The organism is Vibrio crassostreae 9ZC13 (assembly GCF_000272045.2).
GTDB lineage: Bacteria > Pseudomonadota > Gammaproteobacteria > Enterobacterales > Vibrionaceae > Vibrio > Vibrio crassostreae_C.
In genome coordinates this window covers 58,119-79,902 of record NZ_AJYZ02000042.1, presented here as the reverse complement: position 1 = coordinate 79,902, position 21,784 = coordinate 58,119, and the positions used below count along the sequence as shown (strand labels likewise).

Annotated in this window: 18 protein-coding genes; 5 read left to right on the top strand and 13 right to left on the bottom strand. The window is 44.8% G+C overall.

What is annotated here, in order from left to right; genetic code table 11:
- Window positions 1-1,548: Ig-like domain-containing protein (locus tag A136_RS19045; RefSeq protein ID WP_017063825.1), on the bottom strand; the 1,548-nt coding region annotated here is incomplete at its 3' end.
- Between the two features lie 402 nt (window positions 1,549-1,950).
- Between A136_RS19045 and A136_RS19040 the strand changes: the two genes are divergently transcribed.
- The 4 genes from A136_RS19040 (at window position 1,951) to A136_RS19025 (ending at window position 6,551) form a co-directional block, all read left to right on the top strand.
- Window positions 1,951-3,258, top strand: coding sequence for a TolC family outer membrane protein (locus A136_RS19040; protein WP_017063824.1), 1,308 nt, complete (start codon window positions 1,951-1,953; stop codon window positions 3,256-3,258).
- Complete coding sequence (locus tag A136_RS19035) at window positions 3,258-3,875, top strand: OmpA family protein (RefSeq protein ID WP_017062306.1); 618 nt, start codon at window positions 3,258-3,260, stop codon at window positions 3,873-3,875. The genes A136_RS19040 and A136_RS19035 overlap by 1 nt, the downstream gene beginning before the upstream one ends.
- A gap of 135 nt (window positions 3,876-4,010) precedes the next feature.
- Window positions 4,011-4,361, top strand: a complete 351-nt coding sequence (locus A136_RS19030) for a DUF2750 domain-containing protein (protein ID WP_017062305.1) — start codon at window positions 4,011-4,013, stop codon at window positions 4,359-4,361.
- Window positions 4,362-4,523: 162 nt separating this feature from the next.
- A complete protein-coding gene (locus A136_RS19025) occupies window positions 4,524-6,551 on the top strand; it encodes a diguanylate cyclase (RefSeq protein WP_017063823.1) in 2,028 nt (675 codons plus the stop codon).
- On the opposite strand, the gene queC is transcribed toward A136_RS19025, so the two are convergent.
- On the bottom strand, window positions 6,511-7,206 hold the full coding sequence (gene queC / locus A136_RS19020) for a 7-cyano-7-deazaguanine synthase QueC (RefSeq protein ID WP_017063822.1): 696 nt from the start codon (window positions 7,204-7,206) through the stop codon (window positions 6,511-6,513). The genes A136_RS19025 and queC overlap by 41 nt on opposite strands.
- Window positions 7,207-7,264: 58 nt before the next feature.
- Window positions 7,265-7,933 (bottom strand): 7-carboxy-7-deazaguanine synthase QueE, encoded by a 669-nt coding sequence (gene queE, locus A136_RS19015; protein WP_346762947.1) that lies wholly within the window; start codon window positions 7,931-7,933, stop codon window positions 7,265-7,267.
- Window positions 7,934-8,117: 184 nt separating this feature from the next.
- On the opposite strand from queE, the gene A136_RS19010 reads away from it, so the two are divergent.
- Window positions 8,118-8,927 carry a Cof-type HAD-IIB family hydrolase gene (locus A136_RS19010; RefSeq protein WP_017063821.1) on the top strand — a complete coding sequence of 270 codons (810 nt, stop codon included), beginning with the start codon at window positions 8,118-8,120 and terminating at the stop codon, window positions 8,925-8,927.
- A gap of 100 nt (window positions 8,928-9,027) precedes the next feature.
- Here the strand turns inward: A136_RS19010 and A136_RS19005 are convergent, their stop codons facing one another.
- From A136_RS19005 to A136_RS18960, 10 genes are all read right to left on the bottom strand, one after another.
- Window positions 9,028-10,440: a bifunctional NUDIX hydrolase/phosphatase PAP2 family protein gene (locus tag A136_RS19005; RefSeq protein WP_029235162.1), complete on the bottom strand. Its 1,413-nt coding sequence runs from the start codon at window positions 10,438-10,440 to the stop codon at window positions 9,028-9,030.
- An 86-nt stretch (window positions 10,441-10,526) separates the two neighbouring features.
- Window positions 10,527-11,006: a GNAT family N-acetyltransferase gene (locus A136_RS19000; protein ID WP_009846623.1), complete on the bottom strand. Its 480-nt coding sequence runs from the start codon at window positions 11,004-11,006 to the stop codon at window positions 10,527-10,529.
- Window positions 11,007-11,221: 215 nt separating this feature from the next.
- Window positions 11,222-11,623 (bottom strand): glycine zipper domain-containing protein, encoded by a 402-nt coding sequence (locus tag A136_RS18995; protein ID WP_017063819.1) that lies wholly within the window; start codon window positions 11,621-11,623, stop codon window positions 11,222-11,224.
- Between the two features lie 236 nt (window positions 11,624-11,859).
- Window positions 11,860-12,306, bottom strand: coding sequence for a hypothetical protein (locus A136_RS18990; RefSeq protein ID WP_017063817.1), 447 nt, complete (start codon window positions 12,304-12,306; stop codon window positions 11,860-11,862).
- 147 nt (window positions 12,307-12,453) lie between these two features.
- A complete protein-coding gene (locus A136_RS18985) occupies window positions 12,454-14,358 on the bottom strand; it encodes a propionyl-CoA synthetase (protein ID WP_017063816.1) in 1,905 nt (634 codons plus the stop codon).
- A gap of 118 nt (window positions 14,359-14,476) precedes the next feature.
- Window positions 14,477-15,649 (bottom strand): 2-methylaconitate cis-trans isomerase PrpF, encoded by a 1,173-nt coding sequence (gene prpF / locus A136_RS18980; RefSeq protein ID WP_017063815.1) that lies wholly within the window; start codon window positions 15,647-15,649, stop codon window positions 14,477-14,479.
- 9 nt (window positions 15,650-15,658) lie between these two features.
- Window positions 15,659-18,277 (bottom strand): Fe/S-dependent 2-methylisocitrate dehydratase AcnD, encoded by a 2,619-nt coding sequence (acnD, locus tag A136_RS18975; protein ID WP_017063814.1) that lies wholly within the window; start codon window positions 18,275-18,277, stop codon window positions 15,659-15,661.
- 101 nt (window positions 18,278-18,378) lie between these two features.
- Window positions 18,379-19,590: a bifunctional 2-methylcitrate synthase/citrate synthase gene (prpC, locus tag A136_RS18970; protein WP_017063813.1), complete on the bottom strand. Its 1,212-nt coding sequence runs from the start codon at window positions 19,588-19,590 to the stop codon at window positions 18,379-18,381.
- A gap of 146 nt (window positions 19,591-19,736) precedes the next feature.
- Window positions 19,737-20,633, bottom strand: a complete 897-nt coding sequence (gene prpB, locus A136_RS18965; RefSeq protein WP_017063812.1) for a methylisocitrate lyase — start codon at window positions 20,631-20,633, stop codon at window positions 19,737-19,739.
- A gap of 96 nt (window positions 20,634-20,729) precedes the next feature.
- The gene (locus A136_RS18960; RefSeq protein ID WP_017063811.1) at window positions 20,730-21,449 is read right to left on the bottom strand and encodes a GntR family transcriptional regulator; all 720 of its coding nucleotides are present in this window, start codon (window positions 21,447-21,449) and stop codon (window positions 20,730-20,732) included.
- Between the last annotated feature and the right edge of the window lie 335 nt (window positions 21,450-21,784).

Genomic DNA, 21,784 nt, shown 5'->3' with positions numbered 1-21,784 from the left:
TGTTACACCGGCTGGCAGGTGATCAAAATCTTCGCCAGTCGCTTCAAACACAAGTTTGTTATCAACGATGGTCGCCAGACCTTTATCTGAGCTCACATTGTCTAAGGTAAAGGTCGCACCATCATCTAAATCGGTGTCGTTAGCCAATACATCAACGGTTACTGTGCTGTTCTCTTGAACTGCCCCAGAGTCTGCATTGGCAATTGGGAGATCGTTAGTGCCGGTGACAGTAATAGTCGCGGTCGATGTGATCGGCTCGCCACTTTCATCGCTCATCGTGTACGTCACCACAACTTGCTCTGTTACACCGGCTGGCAGGTGATCAAAATCTTCGCCAGTCGCTTCAAACACAAGTTCGTTATCAACGATAGTCACCAGACCTTTGTCCGAGCTCACACTGTCTAAAGTGAACTGAGCACCATCATCTAAATCGGTGTCGTTAGCCAATACATCAACGGTTATTGTGCTGTTCTCTTGAACTGCCCCAGTGTCTGCATTGGCAATTGGAAGGTCATTAGTGCCTGTGACTGTGATAGTTAACGTTGTTGTATCAGTTGCACCTTGGTCATCAGTTACTGTGACTGGTACTTCAATCTTTAGTTCTTCACCTTCGGATAGATAACCATAAGAAGACGCATCGAATTTATAACTACCGTCTTCGTTTAAAGTTAGACCTTCAACTAAGGTGTCCGTAGTAAACACTAGTGGTTCACCTACAGGTTGATCTACATCCGTAGCATTGATGCTACCGCTAATAACCTGGTCCTCTAATAAGGAACGGTCCTTAGGCTCTGCTACTGGCGCATCATTCACTGGCGTAACATCAATTGTGACAGTTAACGTGTCTGTCAGACCAGTTTCATCCGTCACGATAACTTGGAAGCTATCTGGACCGTTATAGTTTGCATCTGGAGTGTATTGCCAAGAGCCATCTTCATTTAGGGTAAGGCTACCGTTAGAAGGGCCCGATTCAACTGAGAAGGTAAGAAGGTCATTATTTGCATCGGTCGCAGTTAACTGGCCGCTTAACAAAGTATCTTCTGGAACAGATGCACTTAGTGCATCTTCAAGCGCGCTAAAAGAAAGGTCTACAAAGATTGGCTCTTGTTGTGCGAAACGGAATTGCTCTAGAAGGCTCAGGCTTTGAGTACGAGACATGCCTAGCGCTTCAAAACCCGTAGTGATAAACTCAGTACCAGGGATTGTTTCTTCGCCATCACGCTCGATCGTTCCGCTAATTCCTAAACTCGAGCCATTTTGACCGGCAGCTGTCGCAAACTCTTCACCGAGTTCAGCAGGATCTTGGCCTTCTTCTAATGCAGCAAAAATATCAGCGATATCTTGGTCAAGTTCAACTTCACCGTCTTCAGGTGAAAAACGCTTAACTGATACCTGAGGTTCATTAGGTCCATTTTGAGATTCAAGAGTTACATCTCCAGCCTGTAGAGGCTCTCCCTCTTCGAGTACTCTAACCGTGCCATCAACTGAAATAACAATGCGCTGACCCAATGCAAGAGCACCGGTCAAATTCAATGCTGTAATGTCCATATCAACCCCTAAAAACCATTTTCGCTTGTCACGTCAACTTTGTGACATCTTATTTATAATATTAGCCGAAATATAACATTTAACATCACATAATTCCTAGTTATGAATCGTGCATTTAACATACCGAGTGACAAGGTAATGACGCTGATCACATCACACAATAATGAAAGTGCTCACACTATCAATATAAGTTATTGTGTTTGCGAAAAATAACAGAGCTAAAAACGTAAAATTGACGTTCTCAAAATCATCATAAAACGCACAGCAAACTGTTAACAACTTTACAACCATTTACGGTAGCTTCTCGAGCGAACGTTATTTTTTTGGCGGTTCATCTAAATTTCGTATCTAGCACATTAAAAAGCGTAGGTTTAGATGCAGTCCAATTTGGAGAGATGGAAATTGAATTACATTCAAACGACAACATTAGGGTTAGCTATAGCGCTAAGTTTGCCGGCAACAGCACAAACCTTAGAGCAAGCCGTTGCGTTTACATTAGAAAGCAACCCTGAAATCAAAAGTGCTTATAACGAATATATCAGTAAGCGTTATCTTAACGACGCTTCTGGTGGTGCTTATCGACCAAGTATAGACCTAGATGGTGGGATTGGTTATGAACATACAGATCTTGCAACCAACCCTGGCACTACCGATCTGACTAGAAAAGAAGCAACAATCACCTTGACCCAGTTAATATGGGATGGCGCTAATACATCCAATGATATTGACCGTACTGCGGCTGATGCAGAGTCCGTGCGCTATCAACTACTATCTAACGCGCAAGACATCGCTTTAGAAGTAACAAAGGTTTATCTTGATGCAGTGAAAGCCTATGAAGTGCTTTCTCTTTCAGAAAGTAACTTAGCGACGCACAAAGAGATATATAACGATATTCGTAAGCGCGTGGAATCAGGTATTGGTTCAACCGCAGATATGTCACAAGTTGAAGCTCGTATTGCGAAAGCGCACGGGAATTTGCTTGCTGCTCAAAACAACCTTTTTGATACGCATACTCAGTTTAAAAGACTTGTTGGTCAATCTCCTTTAGGGTTAACTTTCCCTCGCGCAGATGCGGGTGCAATTCCTTATACCGTTGATGGTGCGTTGGCAAAAGCGTTTAACCAGCATCCAGTCATTAAGATTGCACAAGCCGATGTTGACTCAGCGAAGTTCCAATACAAACAATCTAAGAGTACCAACTACCCGACTGTTTCTTTTGAAGCCGCTCAAACTTGGCGTGATGACGCCGGTGGTACAGAAGGCAGCAGCGATGAGTTTTCTGCCATGGTTCGTTTAAGATACAACCTTTACAATGGTGGTTCGGATCAAGACCGCACAGAAAGTGCAGCCTACCAACTCAACAAAGCCAAGGACCTTCGCGAAAGTACTTACCGCAATGTAGAAGAGAGTCTACGTCTATCATGGAGCGCACTTGATTTAACGGTTCAGCAAAAAGAGTTCCTATCTGACCACGTAGACTCGGCATCAGACACGGTAATCTCATATGAGAAACAATACCGTATCGGTAAACGTACCCTTCTCGACTTACTTAACACTGAGAATGAATTATTCGAAGCTCGTAAAGGCTATTTAGATGCTAAGTATGACGAGCAATACGCAAAATATCGCGTAATGAACGCAACTGGTAACCTACTCATCGGTTTACGAGTTGAGATCCCAGAAGAATGGAATGAAAAGGTGGAATATTAATGAAGCTTACCAACACAGTATTATCGCTTTGCTTCATGGTTGTATCTGCCAATGCTTTAGCTGAAAACAACGAAGATGAATTCGAATATCGCGCTCTACCGCCGGTCACTCAAATTTACGATCTTCAAGATGATGACAATGACGGTGTAATAAACGCGCGAGATTTATGTCCCGATACACAAATTGGTGCCGAGATCGATAACGACGGTTGTGGATCATATTTCGAGTCATCGGAAAAGAAAGAGCTGCATATACTCTTCGCTAATAATTCAACGGAAATAAACCCTGTCTTTCTAGGGCAGATACGCCAAATGGCGGCATTTTTAAAGCGCTACGAAAGTACCAGCATTGAATTGCAAGGTTATGCCAGCAAAGTAGGTAACGCGGAACATAACCTAAAGCTTTCGAAAGAACGTGCATCACATGTAAGACGAGCGCTAATTAGCAACGGTATTCAGCCATCTAGAGTCAGCATCGTAGGTCATGGTGATTCTGAATTCAGCAGTGATGACACCCAAATCAATCACGCACTACATCGAAAAGTTGTTGCTTCCGTTGTTGGATTTAAGGGTAATATCAAAGAAGAATGGCACATCTTCACCAAAATTAAAAAGTAGGCGTACCCAGCTTTTACCATACTGAAACGTTATCTTAAGTTAACGTTTCAGTATGGTGATAATTCCTTGAATAGCATATACCTAAGCCGTCTATAATGTTAATCTTGCCACGTTATCAACATAGAGAATTAATCCATGAGCAAACTAACAGCTGATACTCAAGCAAATCTAGAACTTTTCGTTTCTGAAACACAAGAAACTAAACTGGTATGGGGCCTTCGCAACGAAGAAGGTTGGCTAGCATGTGACTCAAGTGAATTCGAAAACAGCGAAGTGATGCCATTCTGGTCTTCAAAAGAAGATGCTCAAACTCACAACGTTGAAGAGTGGGCTGACTTCGAAGTATTAGAAATTCCACTAGATATCTTTGTAGAAGATTGGTTACTGACTCTTGCTGAAGACGGCGTTCTTGTTGGTACTAACTGGAATGCAACATTAGAAGGCAAAGAACTTGAGCCTTCTGACCTAGCGAAATTATACATCTAATTTCCGATATCGGTCGCACGATTCGCGCGACCGATATACCTCTGATTAGTATCAATAAATTAGAGACCTACCTCGCATAACCACGTAGTCGCACCATTCAAAATTTGAAGCAACATCAAACTAATAATAGAATATCGTTCTTTATCTGATTGATCGTCTCTTGTGAATCACTTCGTTTTTGTTACCTTTCTACTATTCATTAGCTTTTGTTCTTATAGCCAAGTATCAACATCAGATCGTGACCACAATTCACCAGTCTATACCTCCAATCTAAGCTCTACTCCAAATGCTGATTGGAACGCGCTTTATCTCTCTACTTTAAACCACTCTCCTGAGCGCGCATTAAACATGCTGCAAACACGCTACATCGGCTCAACGGTTTATGGAGATAAGCTTTACCTTGCGTCTCTTCTGTATCAATACATGAGCCACCGAGATCAGCCGTTCTACGGAATCGCTTCAAACGACAATGACTACCAAGCGATAGAAACAGCGTTTATTTCTGCTCTGAGGAAAGACGGCAAAGGCCAATATGAACAAGCACAACAAGGCTTTCTAACACTTTTGGCGAAAATGCAATCTCGCAGTGATTTAACTGGTAAAGCCTTACTAAAGTACCAGCTATGCCGATCGCTTAACGAGCAAGCTAAATACCATCAAGCGAACTATTACTGCTCTGCCCTTCAGTCAGATTTACATGACATCGCTGACCCTGTATTACCAAAATTCGGGACTTATCGAGTCATCGCGAACAATCATCATTTCCGCAGTGACTATCAAGCTGCACTAGACACCTACCTATCACTAATAAACGTGTTTCCACAAGGGCATGATATTTCAGGGGTTTACAACGATGTGGGTAACTTGCTCAAAGAATTAAAGCAATATGAAAAATCGGCGGAGTATCTAGAGCAAGCTCTCATTCTCAGAGTAAACGCTTCAGATTTAATGAAAGCACAAGTGCATCACAGCCTTGCGGATCTCTACCTTAACCAAGAGCAAAGTGAACTAGCAATTCACCACTTTCAGACAGCAAGAACACTGCTGAGCTCAACGTCGCATAGCTACGGTATTGCACTCACAAGTCTTGGCTTAGGAAAAGCGTACACTCAAACGAAAAACTATGATGTGGCGAGAACCTACCTAATTGAGTCTCTTTCAGCTTCGAGCGAACTGAGCAATGATGTCATTCGCATCAATGCTTACTTGGCGATCAGCGATATGTTCGAAGAACAGAAACTGCCAACGGAAGCACTCAACTATGCTCAACAAGCGCTAGAATTAGCTGAACAAGTCACAAGGCATAAATACATCGCGCAGTCACTTCTTCAGCTTTCTGATATTCATCAATCACTCAGCGATTACCAACAAGCTTTCTATTTCTACCAGCGATACTCGTCAATACAAATGGAAGCTAGAGATATCGACAATCGACTCGCACTCGAAGCGCTCGGCCTGACGCACGCCAAATATGAACAAGAACTAGAAAGCTCTTTCCTGACACATCAGACGAAACTCGACCGCGTTCAAATTGAAAAAATGGAACATCAAAGATGGATGTACAACATCGTTGTTATTCTGTTGCTTTGCGCTGCAAGCTTCACGGTATTGATAAACAAAACGGTTCGCGCAAAAGCAGCAATTGATGGCTTAACGAAAGCATATAGCCGAACTGAGATAATTCGAAGAATCAAAAGAGTGAAACGCTGTAAAGGGACGGACAAACAGCATGTGCTCGTGCTGCTCGATCTAGATAGGTTTAAGAAGATTAATGATGAGCATGGGCACCCTACTGGTGATCGGGCACTGGTCCATATTAGTGATCAAATTAAAAAACACTTAGTGAATGGTGAATTGTTTGGTCGCTTAGGGGGTGAAGAATTTGTCATCATGTTAACCGATACCCCACCAGCAGAGGTACGAGAACGCGTTGAAGAGTTGCACTACGCCATTTCAAGCACTGTCTTTTTATCAGAAAGCAAAAAGTCACTTAATGTGACCGCGAGTTTTGCTTATCTAGCAACCTCAAACGCATTAAGTGACTTTGATGACTTGTATTCAGTGCTCGACCAAGCACTCTATCAAGCCAAAAGCAACGGCCGAAACTGCATTATTGATGCATATAACGAACCGATTGATTTACCTGAAATTATTTATTCTCAGCCTGTTTGCGAACCAACTCAGCCATGATGCTTTCGCGATCACCGAGGTAATCGTTAAGGCCAACTTTACGCAGTTCACATGCCGGACAATCGCCACAGCCATCACCAACAATGCCGTTGTAACAAGTCAGTGTTTTGTTTCTAACAAGTTCAAGTGCTGAGTACTGGTCTGCTAGCGCCCATGTCTCAGCCTTGTTTAACCACATTAGCGGTGTTTTGATATCAAGCTGCTTATCCATACCTTGTACAAGTGCAGAGTTCATCGCCTTCACAAAGTCATTACGACAATCAGGGTAACCAGAAAAGTCTGTTTCACACACACCTGTAATCACGGTTTCAGCACCGATTTGGTAAGCGTAAATACCCGCTAGAGTCAGAAATAGAATATTACGACCAGGAACGAATGAATTCGGCAGCCCATTCTCTTGCAGCTCATGAGACACAGGAATATCGTCACGAGTCAAAGAGCTGATAGCCAGTTCATTCAACAGAGTCACATCCATCACTTTGTGCGCTTTCACACCAAGCTCTTTCGACAATGACTCAGCAACTTCAATCTCGAGTCTATGGCGCTGACCATAATCAAACGTAATCGCATGAACTTCATCATACTCTTTTAATGCTTGAACAAGACACGTTGTTGAGTCTTGACCACCACTGAATACTACCACTGCTTTTTTCATCTTAAATCCTTACGAGAACCTTCTACTAGCGACTTATCTTGCCCAGTAAAAATACAACCTATGCGATGCTCAAATATTTGTGAGTTTGTATTGATAAGCGCCAATTGCGCTCAATGCAGGTATCAATACAAAGCTGAGTAGCGCGGTCTTTTTGGCTGATTGGTTGCAGAGCGATAACAGTGTCGTTAGGAACTGCTGCTCGCTCCAATAAACCGTCAAGTTGTTCGATGTCTTTGCTTGTACCTACTGGATGCTTAATTTCGTTAGCACGTTGCAAGGCGCTATCTAAGATTTCCAGTTTCGCTTTCATCGCCACTTTCGGTGACACCGTAACCCAAGTGTCCGGTGTGGCTTTAACTTCTGATGTTCCGCTAGTCTCAATCTGACAGCGACAACCGTGCTGCTCAAACGCTTCAGTAAGAGGAACAAGATCATAAATGCATGGCTCACCACCAGTAATCACAATGTGCTTAGCAGTGTAACCTTGCTTGATATATTCATTCACGATTCCTTGTGCATCGATTGCTGACCAAGTAGGTGAATCTTCTGTCTTAACCATAATATCGCCAAGGCTGGTTTCCTCTTCTGGCAACGCTTCCCAGGTCTGCTTGGTATCACACCAAGAACAGCCCACTGGGCAAATTTGCAGACGAACAAAAACAGCGGGAACGCCAGTAAACACGCCCTCACCCTGAATGGTTTCAAACATTTCATTAATCTTGTACAACTTTCCCTCAGCTCAATCATTTGATGAAATTAATCAACCGCAGACCTTAAAGCACTTCCCCCTTTTGGTCAAACAAATGAGTACTGATAAATGAGTTGTTCAAAGCCCTAGCCTGAACTTTCAAGTTCCCTTATCCTTTCGCCCATAGATTTCGTTAGCTTTTAATTTTTTAGTAAGGAACAACATGTACAAACTGATTGCTCTTGATATGGATGGCACACTACTCAACAGTGAAAAAGTGATTTCTCAAGAGAACAAAGACGCAATCGCCAAAGCACGAGCTGCAGGTGTGAAAGTAGTTCTCGCTTCTGGTCGCCCTTTAGAAGGCATGCAAAGCAAATTAGATGAGCTTTCGATTGACGGCGAAGATGACTTTGTACTCTTCTACAACGGCTCTATGGTTCAGAACGTATCGACAAAAGAGATCATTCACAGTGAGATCAGCAACGGTAAAGCCGCAAAAGAGATTGCTGCCCTCGCTGGACAGCTTGGTGGTTATGTCCATGCTTTCAGCAAGATCCACGGCTTAATCACACCTGAGAACAATGAGTACACTGGTATTGAAGCGCGTATTAATTGCTTAGATATAACCGAGTTCGACTTTTCTCAACTAGAAGATGACCACGAAATCATCAAAACTATGATTGTCGCTGAACCAAGCAAGCTGACTGAAATCATCGGTAAGTTGCCACAGGAGCTTAAGACTCAGTTTACTATCGTACAAAGTGCACCATTCTTCTTAGAGTTCCTAAACCCGAAATCAAACAAGGGTGTCGGTATTGAAGCGATAGCGAAACACTTAGGCATTAAAGCGGAAGAAGTCATCTGCATGGGTGATGCTGAAAACGATCACCATATGCTTGAATACGCAGGCCTTGGCATTGCAATGGAAAACGCAATGGAAGAAACCAAGAAACTGGCGGATCACATCACAGCTAGCAACGACGACCATGGTGTAGCGGTCGCGATTGAGAAGTTTATCTTCAACTCATAAACGCTCAACAGGTTCTAATAAGAATTACTTTTTGCTTGTTTCAGAAATGACAAAGGCTGTGCACTGCACAGCCTTTTTGATTTTGTGTTAGTCGAGTCGCTTACTCTCTTTTCCATGGCAGACGAAATGCCACCACACCAAACAGAATCAAGATTGGGAAACGTAACGTTTCAACAATAAATGAAGCAATACCGCTGAAAGAGACAAAGCTTCCAGCCCAGCTAATCAGCAGATTTCCCGCTAACAACATCGCCATCACTCCAAGAACGATCTTGAATGAGAACTGACCAACCAAAGGTTTCGAGTCTGTTAACGTCACTAGGCATGCAATCGTCATCAAAATCGCCACCCAGAATGAGAATGTTGGCAGTGGCCATATCACCGTCAGAACAATCGACAGTAAGCACAATGCCCACCAAACACCTTTAGAACTCAATAAGGCGCTAATATCAACATCCGGTTTCGCGTCTAATCTCACGATATGCCACGTCGTTAAAGCGCCTAATACGCCACCCATTAATACATCACTAAAAAACGCACTACCTGAATAAGACTTAAATAGCATGATCCACAGCAGGCCAGCGAGCACTACCAGAATGGCTTTTTGCTCCAAGAGGCGCTTTAGTTTCCAAAAGACTAACAAGGTTAAACTGACCCACAAGGCAGCCAACAGACTTGGAAAACTATACCCACTGCTCATCACCAGTTTCAATGTTGGCAAGTAAGCGTGTGGACGTGGAAAACCAAAACCTTGGTGCGCGATTAAAGTAAGTAGTGTCACCGAGATCAAAGTGAAGCCAAACTTCAACGCGAAGTTACGGCCAAAGTACCAAGCAATTAACGGCAATATCACAATGAAGACCCATGGCTTGGCCAACAAGTCAGTCAAAAGCACAGTATTCGCAAATACGCTTGGCATCTTATCGAACGTGTTTTGAAGTGACACAATCCAATTTAATTCAACTTGATGGACTTTGGGTGCCGCGCCCACCAGCTCAGTCACATACGTCACCGGTTGATCTGTCGCAGATAAAAACAGCTCGTTAATCTCAGACCACTGTTCTGGGTAGCGGTATTGGTGATCTTGCAATTCAGTAGGAGGAAGTAACATCGCTCGGCTGACTTCCACGCCATAATGAGGAGCAAACCAAATCGGCAGCTCAAAGCCACCTAACTCATTTCGAGCCTTGTAACTGATCACTTCAGAGTCAGAAATACAATCAAACACGACGGCACTGTCGGTATAACCTAGCACATCACCGACCGTTACCGACAAACCAGCCTCTTCCCACGTTTCACGTTGCGCCGCGACGGCTGGCGGCTCACCTGAAACAACAGTGCCTCCCGGTAGAGACAATTGACCGGTGATCAACTCATCAACCAACACGATTTGGTTATCAGCACGTACTACACACAAGGCGCCCGCGATATGATCGGGCAAAGTGTCGTTTGCCCAAGCGGAAGTAGTACTCAAAAGAGACAGTATGAAAACTAATAAATATCGAATAACCAACGAGTTTACCTAAAAAATAATAGAAGAATATTGAAGACTGCTGTTGCAGTTGAACTATTGTAATCAAAGCCACACAAAATCGCTGTCTACGTTTTGTGCAAAGCCTTCCTCATCCATTGAATGTGAGGTGTGAACCCCATTTTTTGATAGAAGTCCTTGGCAGGCGAGTTAAAGTCCCAAACTTCTACAAAGACTTGTTCAACCCCATAATCATCAAAAGTACTTTCAACTTTGTTAAACAACTTTTCAGCAATCGATTCTTTTCGATAATCAGGCAAGACAAACAGTTCATCGACACTTCCCATCGGCACTGGTTTGCTGACCGTTGAGATAAGCTCACAAAAATGCCCAGAGATAAAGCCAACAATGAGCTCTCCTTTTAATGCCACATAAACCAAACATTCAGGGTCATCCAAGTATCGTGCAATGCTTTTTTCCTGCTCAATCTCTTCTGCCGTTTTAAAGTGCTCTGGGCTAGCAAGGTGGTGGTGATGGTGGAGATCGAACATTAACTCGTTAAGTTGTTCTAAATCCGCGTGCTTTGCGGCCCTTAAGGTGACATTCATGACTATTGCGCTTCTCAAACCAAATTAATATCTAAACTGAGTCTAGTTTACTTGGCGTGAGTATCTATACAAGTTATTGAATTAATTCATTGTTTGAAGTGTGTATTTTAGATACAAAAACGGCCACATTACGTGGCCATTCTGTTTGAATGATTTTGAATTAAACGAATATCGAAGCTATGGTTTTTGCTGTGGTTTTTGCTGTAGCTTCAGCTTTATGCACCGTTATCTTCTTTCTCTTCTTTGAGTTCAGCAAGCTGTTGTTCTAGTTCAATAAGCTTAATTTCAGCCTCTACTTCAGCAACTCGCTTTTCTGCATCGGTGCGATTGTCTTGCGCTAGACCATCGGCAGTAACTTGGGTTCGTTGTGCGTTTCTTGCATCATCCGTATCTTTCATTGAACCAGCAACACCACCAGTCACACCACCCAATGCAGCACCCTTCGCGGCTAAGCTCGCATCTCCAGTTAGAGCGCCTGCTGTCGCTCCTAATAAAGCACCACCCACAGCACCACGATTACGTGCAGCATTCTCATTTTCGTTATCCATTGCTGGTGATGCGCAACCAGAAAGAGTCACAATCAGTGTCGCTAAAAGAAAAGGTTTAGTGAATTTCATAGGAGTCTCGCTTAGTTCTTCGTTTTGAGTAGAACCATCTTAAGCAGAGCCGTTAATAAGATAAATAAAGCCACGTTTAGACGATACATCATGTTCAGCTATGTATTATTCAGCCATCGCATAACTGATTAATGATATATAGCTTTGAGCTCGCTTTATCCTCACCAACAAAAAAGGCGACCAATAAGGTCGCCTCAATCGCGCTTTCTCTATAATTCTTGCCTTTCACATATCTCTTAGCCTTTAGACCAAAAGTTTTGCACGTTTTCTGCGCTAGGTGGTGGCCTAACACCGCAATCTCGATAATGATTTTTATCGCCGATCCCCAGTATCTTGCCATTTTCGTCATCAATCATAGCGGCTACTTTGACACCGTCTCCCACATGACGAGTTAACACAACAATTTCACCGGCTCTTTCAGACCTTACCGCGCCTAAGATTTGATATTCGTAGCGACCTTTCCTTGAATTAACGATCATCTTCGAGTTAATCGGATCGGCTTCATACCCCACGCCCATATCAAAAACTGCTTGATAGAGATCGACGCCAGTCTTGGACACACATTTAAATATCTTGGGATGACTCAATGGCTCTAACAACGCTCTACTCGCTTCATCCTTTGAAATACTGGCACTAGCAACACCACTGACCAATAAAGCAATCAACAAAAAGTAAGCTCGCATAAAAAGACCTCAATATGTGGGACTCATAATGAGGTCATAGTAAACGCAATGGATAAGCGGATGAATAAAGTAGAGTTTAGGTAAACCATCACGCCGGATTATGTATAAATCAACAAGCCGAAGGTGAGATTACCTAAACTGCGACGTCTATTTGCCGAGCTTTTCAGCAATTTCAGTTAAGCTGGTAGGGTCGTCAATAGTTGAAGGCACCACATATTGTTCACCTTCTGCGATCTGCCGGATCGTTCTACGTAAGATCTTACCTGAGCGTGTCTTAGGTAACCTCTCAACAACCAAGGCTTGCTTAAAACAAGCTACCGCGCCGATCTCATTACGAACCTTGCCAACCAATTCCCTTTGCAACTCAATGCCATCGACTTTTACGCCATCTTTTAACACAACTAGACCTAAAGGAAGTTGTCCTTTCAAGTCATCGTGAATCCCGACTACCGCACATTCTGCAATGGCTGGGTGACCACCCACGATCTCTTCCATTTCTCCAGTCGACAGACGGTGTCCCGCTACGTTTATCACATCGTCGATACGGCCCATAATAAATAGATACCCATCTTCATCGAGATAGCCACCGTCCCCAGAAACATAATAGCCTGGGAATTGGCTCAGATAGCCAGATTCAAATCGATCATGATTACGCCAAACCGTTGGCAGACAACCGGGTGGTAGTGGACGTTTGAGTGCAACAAAGCCTTGCTGATTAGGCTGTGCCGTTTCACCCAATTCATTAAGAATCTCGACTTGGTAACCGGGCACAGGCTTAGTTGAAGAACCTGCTTTCACTGGCAAAGATTCCAGCCCTGTCGGATTGGCAGAAATAGCCCAACCCGTTTCGGTTTGCCACCAGTGGTCAATAACCGGTTTATTGGTATGAGACTCAACCCAATCCAATGTTGGCGGGTCCAAACGCTCTCCCGCCATAAAAATCGACTTGAGCGATGATAAGTCATACTTGGTGAGTAACTCGCCTTCAGGATCTTCTTTCTTGATAGCTCTAAATGCCGTTGGCGCAGAAAATAACACATCGACGTTGTACTCTTCACACACACGCCAGAATGCCCCCGGATCTGGCGTTCTAACTGGCTTTCCTTCAAACAAGATGGTTGTGCAACCATGAATCAATGGCGCATACACAATATAGGAATGCCCCACTACCCAGCCGACATCAGAAGCCGCCCAAAACACACCATCTTGCGGCATATCGTAGATAGTGCTCATCGAGTATTTCATCGCGACCGCATGACCACCATTATCGCGCACCACGCCTTTTGGCTTACCCGTCGTCCCTGATGTATACAAGATATATAGTGGGTCAGTCGCTAGAACAGGCACACATACGTGAGGCAAAGCATCCTCAACAGCTTGCTGCCAAAGTACATCACGTTCGTTGTTCAATTCGGCTAGAGACTGCTCTCTTTGGAATACCACCACTTTCTCAGGCTTCCATCGGCTGTCCATGATCGCGCGATCGACCATCGGCTTATATGGCAGGACTTTATTTATCTCGACACCGCAGGATGCAGTAATCAACACCTTGGGCTCGGCATCTTCAATTCGAACGGCAAGCTCATGAGGGGCAAAACCACCAAACACCACCGAATGCACCGCACCTAGTCGTGCACAGGCCAACATTGCCATCGCCGCTTCAGGAATCATTGGCATGTAGATCACCACACGATCACCTTTGGTAACGCCTTGCGTGGCTAACATACCAGCGACTTTAGCCACTTGGTTACGCAATTGATTGTAAGTGTACGAGGATTGAGTTCCTGTAACTGGAGAGTCGTAAATCAGTGCGGTATTGTCACCTCGCCCATTTTCACAATGATAATCCAGCGCGAGCCAGCAGGTGTTCATCACCCCATCAGGAAACCAACGCTCAATTCCGTTATCGTCAGTTTGTAATATCGTTTTTGGTGGTTCAAACCAATCTATCGCTTGTGATTGTGTTTCCCAAAACGAATTTGGGTCTTCCCTCGCCCATTGATACTCGGTGATGTAATCTGTTTTTCTAGTCATTCGATTCGTAGCAGACATAGTGCCTCCTCCATGATTTATCCATTAGTCCAAGCGACTAGCTTTTAACAGTTTCACTTGGGTGCACTCTTTTCTCAGCGTTGTATTCGTGAACATTTAACCGTTCACGACAATCGCTTTACTTGGGAAAAGGCACACGAATGGCACCTTCCATGATCACTCGGGCACTACGACTCATAATCGCCCTCTCTATTTTCCACCCACTTTCGGCCTGCAGCGCTTTCGCACCTACCTTTAAGGTTCCTGACGGGTGTCCAAAGGTCACGAAATCACGACTTCCCTCACCGGCTGCCAAGTTCACTAAGGTGCCAGGAACACTTGCCGCTGAAGCAATAGCAACCGCAGCCGTACCCATCATGGCATGGTGCAGTTGCCCCATAGACAAAGCACGCACAAGAAGGTCAGTATCTTCAACAGCAACCGATTTACCACTTGAGGCTTGGTACGCTTGAGGCTTAGCAACAAACGCAACTTTAGGTGTATGTTGGCGTGATTCTGCTTGCTCTAGGGAATCGATAAGGCGCATCGCGACTGCACCATGTGCTCGAATGGATTCAAACAGAGCCAAGGCATTGGTATCACTGTTAATATCCGATTGAAGCTCTGTGCCTTGATAGCCCACAGCTTCAGCATCAACAAAAATGGTTGGTATCCCTGCATCGATATATGTCGCTTTGATGCAACCCAGATCTGGAACATCTAAAAAATCGACAACATTCCCTGTCGGAAACATTGAACCACTCGCATCGGCTGGGTCTAGAAAATCAACTTGGATCTCAGCGGCGGGGAAAGTGACACCATCGAGCTCAAAGTCACCCAACTCTTGGACTTCACCACCAGCGATAGGTACATGAACAATAATGGTTTTCTCTATGTTCACTTGCCATACTCGCACCTCGACCACGCCGTTTTCTGGAATACGATTCGAGTCGACTAGGCCACTATGAATAGCAAATGGGCCCACTGCAGCAGACAGATTGCCGCAGTTACCGCTCCAATCAACGAACGGCTTGTCTATTGCTACTTGGCCGAATAGGTAATCAACATCGTGATCGGCTTTACTACTTTTCGAAACAATCACGGTTTTACTGGTGCTGGATGTTGCGCCACCCATGCCATCGGTTTGTTTGCCATAAGGATCTGGACTACCAATCACGCGCAGAAGTAATGCGTCTCGAGCTTCTCCGGCAACTTGCGCAGCTTCAGGTAAGTCACTTAAGTTGAAGAAAACACCTTTGCTTGTTCCGCCCCGCATATAGGTAGCAGGTACTTTTAACTGTTTGATGTTCATAACTAGCTCCTAATTTGCAAGAAAGTCTTTGGCGAAACGTTGCAACACGCCACCAGCGCTATAAACATTCACTTCGTCTGCCGTGTCTAGTCGGCAGGTCACAGGAACATCAAGCTTTTCACCGTTTTTACGAGTGATGACTAGAGCCAAATCAGAACCCGCTTCAATGTCGCCGTAAACGTCGTAAAGCTCGGTACCGTCCAATTCTAAGGTATTGCGATTGGTCCCCGCTTTGAATTGCAGAGGCAACACGCCCATGCCAACCAAGTTGGTTCTGTGAATTCGTTCAAACCCTTCAGCAACAATCACTTCAACACCCGCTAAACGCACACCTTTGGCTGCCCAGTCCCGTGAAGAGCCTTGCCCATAGTCTGCGCCAGCAACGACAATCAAAGGTTGCTTGCGATTCATGTAGGTTTCTATCGCTTCCCACATTCGCGTAACTTGACCTTCAGGTTCAACTCTTGCTAATGAACCTTGCACGACTTCTCCAGCGTCCTTCACCATTTCGTTAAACAGCTTAGGGTTGGCGAATGTTGCTCGTTGCGCGGTTAAGTGATCGCCTCGATGGGTCGCGTAAGAGTTAAAGTCCTCTTCCGGCACTTCCATTTTGGTGAGGTATTCCCCCGCAGCGCTCGAAGCGAGAATCGCATTTGAAGGGGATAAGTGATCTGTGGTGATGTTGTCACCCAAAATCGCTAAAGGTCTCATACCAGATAGGCTTCGCTCTCCCGCCAGAGCTCCTTCCCAATAAGGTGGTCTGCGAATATAGGTACTTTGAGGTCGCCAGTCATAAAGCGGTTCAGTAGTCACCTGTTCCTCGTCTGGCTGGAACATTTTCACGTAGATTTGTTGGAATTGCTGAGGCTTAACATGTTCACCGACCACTGCATCGATCTCTGCATCACTCGGCCACAAGTCACTTAAATAGATCGATTTTCCGTTGCTGTCTGTACCTAAGCTGTCTTTTTCGATATCAAAGCGAATCGTACCCGCCAAGGCATAAGCAACCACTAATGGCGGTGAGGCTAAAAACGCTTGTTTTGCATAGGGATGGATTCGACCATCGAAATTTCGATTCCCTGACAACACAGCGGTTGAGTACAGGTCGCGGTCGATGATCTCTTGTTGGATAGCAGGATCTAGGGCTCCGCTCATACCATTACAGGTAGTACACGCATAACCGACGATACCAAAGCCTAGTTTTTCCAGCTCAGGAAGCAAACCCGCCGACTCGAGATAGAGCTTGGCAACTTTAGAACCTGGAGCAAATGACGTTTTCACCCACGGTTTACGAACTAATCCAAGCTGATTGGCTTTCTTAGCCACCAATGCTGCGGCGACCACATTTCTTGGATTACTGGTGTTAGTACAAGAGGTAATCGCTGCGATGATTACGGCACCATCAGGCATCTGTTCATCGCTGTACTGCTTAGCATGCTGCTCTTTCCAAGATGTTTGACTGATACCTTGTTCAGCCAGCTCTCTGGTTGGCAAACGACGATGTGGGTTAGACGGCCCTGCAAGATTGCGTTCAACCTTAGACAGATCAAACTCTAATACCCGTTCGTATTGAGCAGAATCGAGATCGTCAGCCCATAGCCCAGTTTGTTTAGCGTAGCGTTCGACTAATTCAACCTGCTCAGGCTCTCGACCAGTGAGTTTCAGGTATTGAATGGTCTGCTCATCGATGTAGAACATCCCCGCTGTTGCACCGTACTCTGGCGTCATGTTGGAGATGGTTGCGCGGTCACCAATGGTCAGCGCACGAGCCCCTTCACCGAAGAATTCCAAATAGCTTGAGACCACTCTCTCATTGCGAAGGAACTCCGTTATTGCGAGCACAATATCCGTTGCGGTTATCCCTTCTTGTCGTTGACCAGTCAGTTTAACGCCCACAATATCAGGCAAACGCATCATTGACGGGCGACCGAGCATCACTGTCTCAGCTTCCAAGCCGCCCACACCGATCGCAATAACGCCCAGCGCATCTACGTGCGGTGTATGGCTGTCTGTGCCGACACAAGTATCCGGAAACGCGATGCCTTCTTTAGATTGAATGACTGGAGACATTTTTTCCAAGTTAATCTGGTGCATGATCCCGTTACCTGCGGGAATCACACTCACGTTTTTAAACGCGGTTTTACACCATTCGATAAAGTGAAAACGGTCTTCGTTTCTTCGCTCTTCAATCGCTCGGTTTTTATCAAAGGCTTCGCTATCAAAACCTGCATGTTCCACGGCTAAAGAGTGATCAACAATCAGTTGAGTTTCGACCACTGGATTAACCTTGGCAGGGTCTCCACCTTGGTCAGCAATCGCATCTCGTAAGCCAGCTAAATCTACTAAAGCGGTTTGACCCAAAATGTCATGACACACGACACGTGCTGGATACCAAGGAAAATCTAAGTCGCTCTTACGCTCGATGATCTGTTTTAAGCTATCTTCAAGTGCAGCTGGATCACAACGTCTTACCAATTGTTCCGCCAGCACTCTCGACGTATAAGGCAAGGTTTTATAGCTGCTCGGAGATATCGCATCTACCGCTTCACGAGCGTCGAAATATTCTAAATGGGTACCGGGTAAAGGCTTACGGTACTGCTTTGGTTCAAATTTCACATCAGACATACATCCACCATTATCTGTTAAATTCTATTCGTTGGTTCTCGAGGTCTTATCACATGAAGATAAAAGTCACCTCGAGATATAAGTCGGCTCGATATAGAGAACTAACGTAAATGGATTGGCAGCCAGTCTTGATGCTCTGGCCCGGTGTAGTCTGCACTTGGGCGAATGATGCGATTATTTTCTCTTTGCTCGAACACGTGTGCTGTCCAGCCTGTAAGGCGACTCATCACAAAGATTGGCGTGAACAGTTTGGTTGGGATGTCCATGAAGTGATAGGCAGAGGCATGGAAGAAATCCGCATTACAGAACAAGCCTTTCTCACGCTTCATGACTGCTTCAACACGCTCTGAAACGGCGTAAAGCTGTTCATCTCCCACCTCTTGAGCAAGCTCTTTTGACCAACGCTTGATTAAGGCATTTCGAGGATCGCTTTCACGATAAATAGCATGACCGAAGCCCATTATTTTGTCTTTGTTAGCAAGCATCTGCATGATGTTGGTTTCGGCTTCATCGGCGGTTTGCCAATCTTGGATCATTTCCATTGCCGCTTCATTCGCACCACCGTGCAGTGGGCCTCTTAGTGTGCCAATCGCAGCCGTTACACAAGAATGAATATCCGACAGTGTTGACGCACAAACACGAGCGGCAAAGGTAGAGGCATTAAACTCATGTTCCGCGTAAAGGGTTAGCGAGCAGTGCATCACCTTCTTATGAAGTTCACTAGGCGTTTTGTCAGTCAACATCTTCAAGAAATAGCCACCCAAACATGCTTCGCTTTGATCTTCCGTATCAATGCGCACGCCATCATGGCTAAAGCGATACCAGTAACAAATAATCGCAGGGAAAAGCGCGAGCATTCGTTCAGTCGCAGGCAATTGTTCTGAAAAATCAGATTCTTGCTCTAGATTACCTAGCATCGAACAACCCGTTCTCATCACATCCATTGGGTGAGCGTCTGCAGGAATAAGCTCCAACAATGCTTTCAAAGGTTGAGGTAAACCACGTAAACCAACCAACAATGTTTTGTAATCGTCTAGCTCTTTTTCATTGGGCAAATGGCCTCTTAATAGCAGATGTGCCACTTCTTCAAACTGAGCGTGGTTAGCAAGATCGGTAATGTCATAGCCACGGTAAGTTAAACCCGTTCCTGATTTTCCTACCGTACATAGCGCAGTCGACCCTGCACTTTGACCACGTAGACCAGCACCACCGATTGCCGGTGCGCTGGCTGGTTTGTTTGCTGTTTTTTCACTTTTTTGCTCTACTTTTGAAGCATTTTCGACAGCGGCTTTATCACTCAAAGATACAGACATGGTGAACTCCTTTTCTGTGTTAGCCGCCTGCACTCTTTGGTGCTGCCTATTTATATGCCCGATGATCTTTATCATCGGTACTGGATTTGGCGACTAACCATTTCACGTTATTGGATTAAGTTGATTTTTGATTAATTGAAACTGGTTTACCCTTCGCTTGAAAACAACTGATCAAGCTTGTTCTCGTAGTCGTGGTAATTAAGGTGTTCGTAAAGCTCCTTACGGGTTTGCATTGAATCCAACAGAGCTTCTTGATTGCCTTCAACTAGCAAGTGCTTGTAAACATTCTCCGCCGCTTTGTTCATCGCACGGAACGCACTCAATGGATAAAGCACCATGTCGACACTTGATTGGGCTAACTCGTTACAGCTGTAGAGTGGTGTTTGGCCAAATTCAGTGATGTTCGCAATAATAGGCACGTGCTTGCCCGTTGCTGATTTCAGCGCTGCCGAGAACTTCACGTATTGATCGAGTTGATTCATCGCCTCAGGGAAGATCATGTCTGCGCCCGCTTCAACACAAGCTATCGCTCGCTCAATTGCGCTATCAATGCCTTCAACCGCCAATGCATCCGTACGTGCCATAATCACAAAGCTTTCATCGGTTCTAGCATCGGTTGCCGCTTTGACTCTATCGACCATCTCTTGCTGACTTACAATCGCTTTATTTGGTCGATGACCACAGCGTTTCTGGGCCACTTGGTCTTCCATATGGATTGCTGCTGCGCCTGCCTTCTCCATAGCGCGAATCGTACGTGCAATATTGAATGCGCCACCAAATCCCGTATCGATATCCACCAGCAATGGCAGATCACACGCGTTGGTAATACGTTCAACATCTACCAACACATCGTTCAATGTGGTGATGCCTAAATCAGGCAACCCATAAGACGCATTGGCGATGCCTCCGCCAGACAAATAGATCGCCTGATGCCCCAAGTTCTTTGCCATCATCGCGCAATACGGATTCACCGTACCGACGATCTGCAATGGGTCGTTGTCTTGCACAGCTTGTCGGAACTTAGCTCCTGCTGATAACTTCATAATGACGCTCCCTGTTAATTGTTAATTTCTAATCTTTATGACTACTGATGTTTAGCTCTCGCCAGCGAAGAACCGCTAGCAAATACCAGTCGCCAATTAATCAAGATCTTTGGATTGAATTTGTTGCTCTATAAGTAATCGGCTTCCCGAGATGTGTCTTCGCATTAGCATTTCTGCTAGCTCTTCATCACGGTTGCGAATCGCTTGTAGGATGTATTTGTGTTCATCGAGCGCCTCTTTGGGCCGAGACTGAGCCCTAGGCGATTGATAGCGGTACATGCGTAATAGGTGATAAAGCTCATCACACAACAACGAAATGAGTTTGCTGTTACGACTCGCTTTAATAATGCGGTAATGGAAATCGAAATCCCCATGTTGATGAAAGTAAGAAGAACCTTCGACTTCATCGATGTATTTTGAGTGTGTCGACAATAATCCTTCAAGCCCGACAAGCTCTTCTTGTGTGATATGTCTTGCTGCTAAGCGAGCCGCCATGCCTTCCAATGCCTCTCGCACCGCGTACAACTCGAGTAGTTTGTCTGCCGAAAAAGTAATCACTCGCGCGCCAACATGTGGAATGCGTTCTATTAGGCCAAGCCCTTCAACTCGCATTATCGCTTCACGTAATGGGCCTCGGCTTACTTCGAAGCGTTTAGCCAATTCAGGTTCCGAAATCTTACTGCCCGGTAGTAATTCACCGCTAACAATCGCCTCAACGAGATACTCAGTGAGATTTTCTGATTTAGTGTTCTCTTTATCGCTAACACGTGTTTTCGTGTTTGCATTTAAGCTGAGATCTTTTATCACAGTATTCATATTCACGCTGCTCACTTCTGATTGCCGACCCTAACTGTCAACAATTTCATAACATGAACATAAAATACACGATTGAATTGTCGACAATCAAGCCAATTGTCGACAATTTAGACTAAGGTAGTATTTTTCATAGACGATTAAAACTAATCCAAAAGGACACTACAAACAACTCAACCATCTGTTATTTATCGATTTAAGCAAAGAAAGAGCCGCTAAACCCTTCCCTCCCCTGAAATCACTCGAAACCAATGTGTCGACAACTTATAGACAGACTTGACAAACGCAGAGCACTTTGTGTCGATCTACCTGTTCACCGATAAACAGATATAAAAAAG

What these genes read in the sequence shown, in the direction of transcription:
- A136_RS19030 (WP_017062305.1), top strand. Translation starts at nt 4,011, where the DNA reads ATGAGCAAACTAACAGCTGATACTCAAGCAAATCTAGAACTTTTCGTT.
- prpF (WP_017063815.1), bottom strand. Translation starts at nt 15,649, where the DNA reads ATGAACATCAAACAGTTAAAAGTACCTGCTACCTATATGCGGGGCGGA.
- A136_RS18990 (WP_017063817.1), bottom strand. Translation starts at nt 12,306, where the DNA reads ATGCGAGCTTACTTTTTGTTGATTGCTTTATTGGTCAGTGGTGTTGCT.
- acnD (WP_017063814.1), bottom strand. Translation starts at nt 18,277, where the DNA reads ATGTCTGATGTGAAATTTGAACCAAAGCAGTACCGTAAGCCTTTACCC.
- A136_RS19000 (WP_009846623.1), bottom strand. Translation starts at nt 11,006, where the DNA reads ATGAATGTCACCTTAAGGGCCGCAAAGCACGCGGATTTAGAACAACTT.
- A136_RS18960 (WP_017063811.1), bottom strand. Translation starts at nt 21,449, where the DNA reads ATGAATACTGTGATAAAAGATCTCAGCTTAAATGCAAACACGAAAACA.
- A136_RS19010 (WP_017063821.1), top strand. Translation starts at nt 8,118, where the DNA reads ATGTACAAACTGATTGCTCTTGATATGGATGGCACACTACTCAACAGT.
- A136_RS19035 (WP_017062306.1), top strand. Translation starts at nt 3,258, where the DNA reads ATGAAGCTTACCAACACAGTATTATCGCTTTGCTTCATGGTTGTATCT.
- A136_RS18995 (WP_017063819.1), bottom strand. Translation starts at nt 11,623, where the DNA reads ATGAAATTCACTAAACCTTTTCTTTTAGCGACACTGATTGTGACTCTT.
- queC (WP_017063822.1), bottom strand. Translation starts at nt 7,206, where the DNA reads ATGAAAAAAGCAGTGGTAGTATTCAGTGGTGGTCAAGACTCAACAACG.
- prpC (WP_017063813.1), bottom strand. Translation starts at nt 19,590, where the DNA reads ATGTCTGTATCTTTGAGTGATAAAGCCGCTGTCGAAAATGCTTCAAAA.
- prpB (WP_017063812.1), bottom strand. Translation starts at nt 20,633, where the DNA reads ATGAAGTTATCAGCAGGAGCTAAGTTCCGACAAGCTGTGCAAGACAAC.
- A136_RS18985 (WP_017063816.1), bottom strand. Translation starts at nt 14,358, where the DNA reads ATGTCTGCTACGAATCGAATGACTAGAAAAACAGATTACATCACCGAG.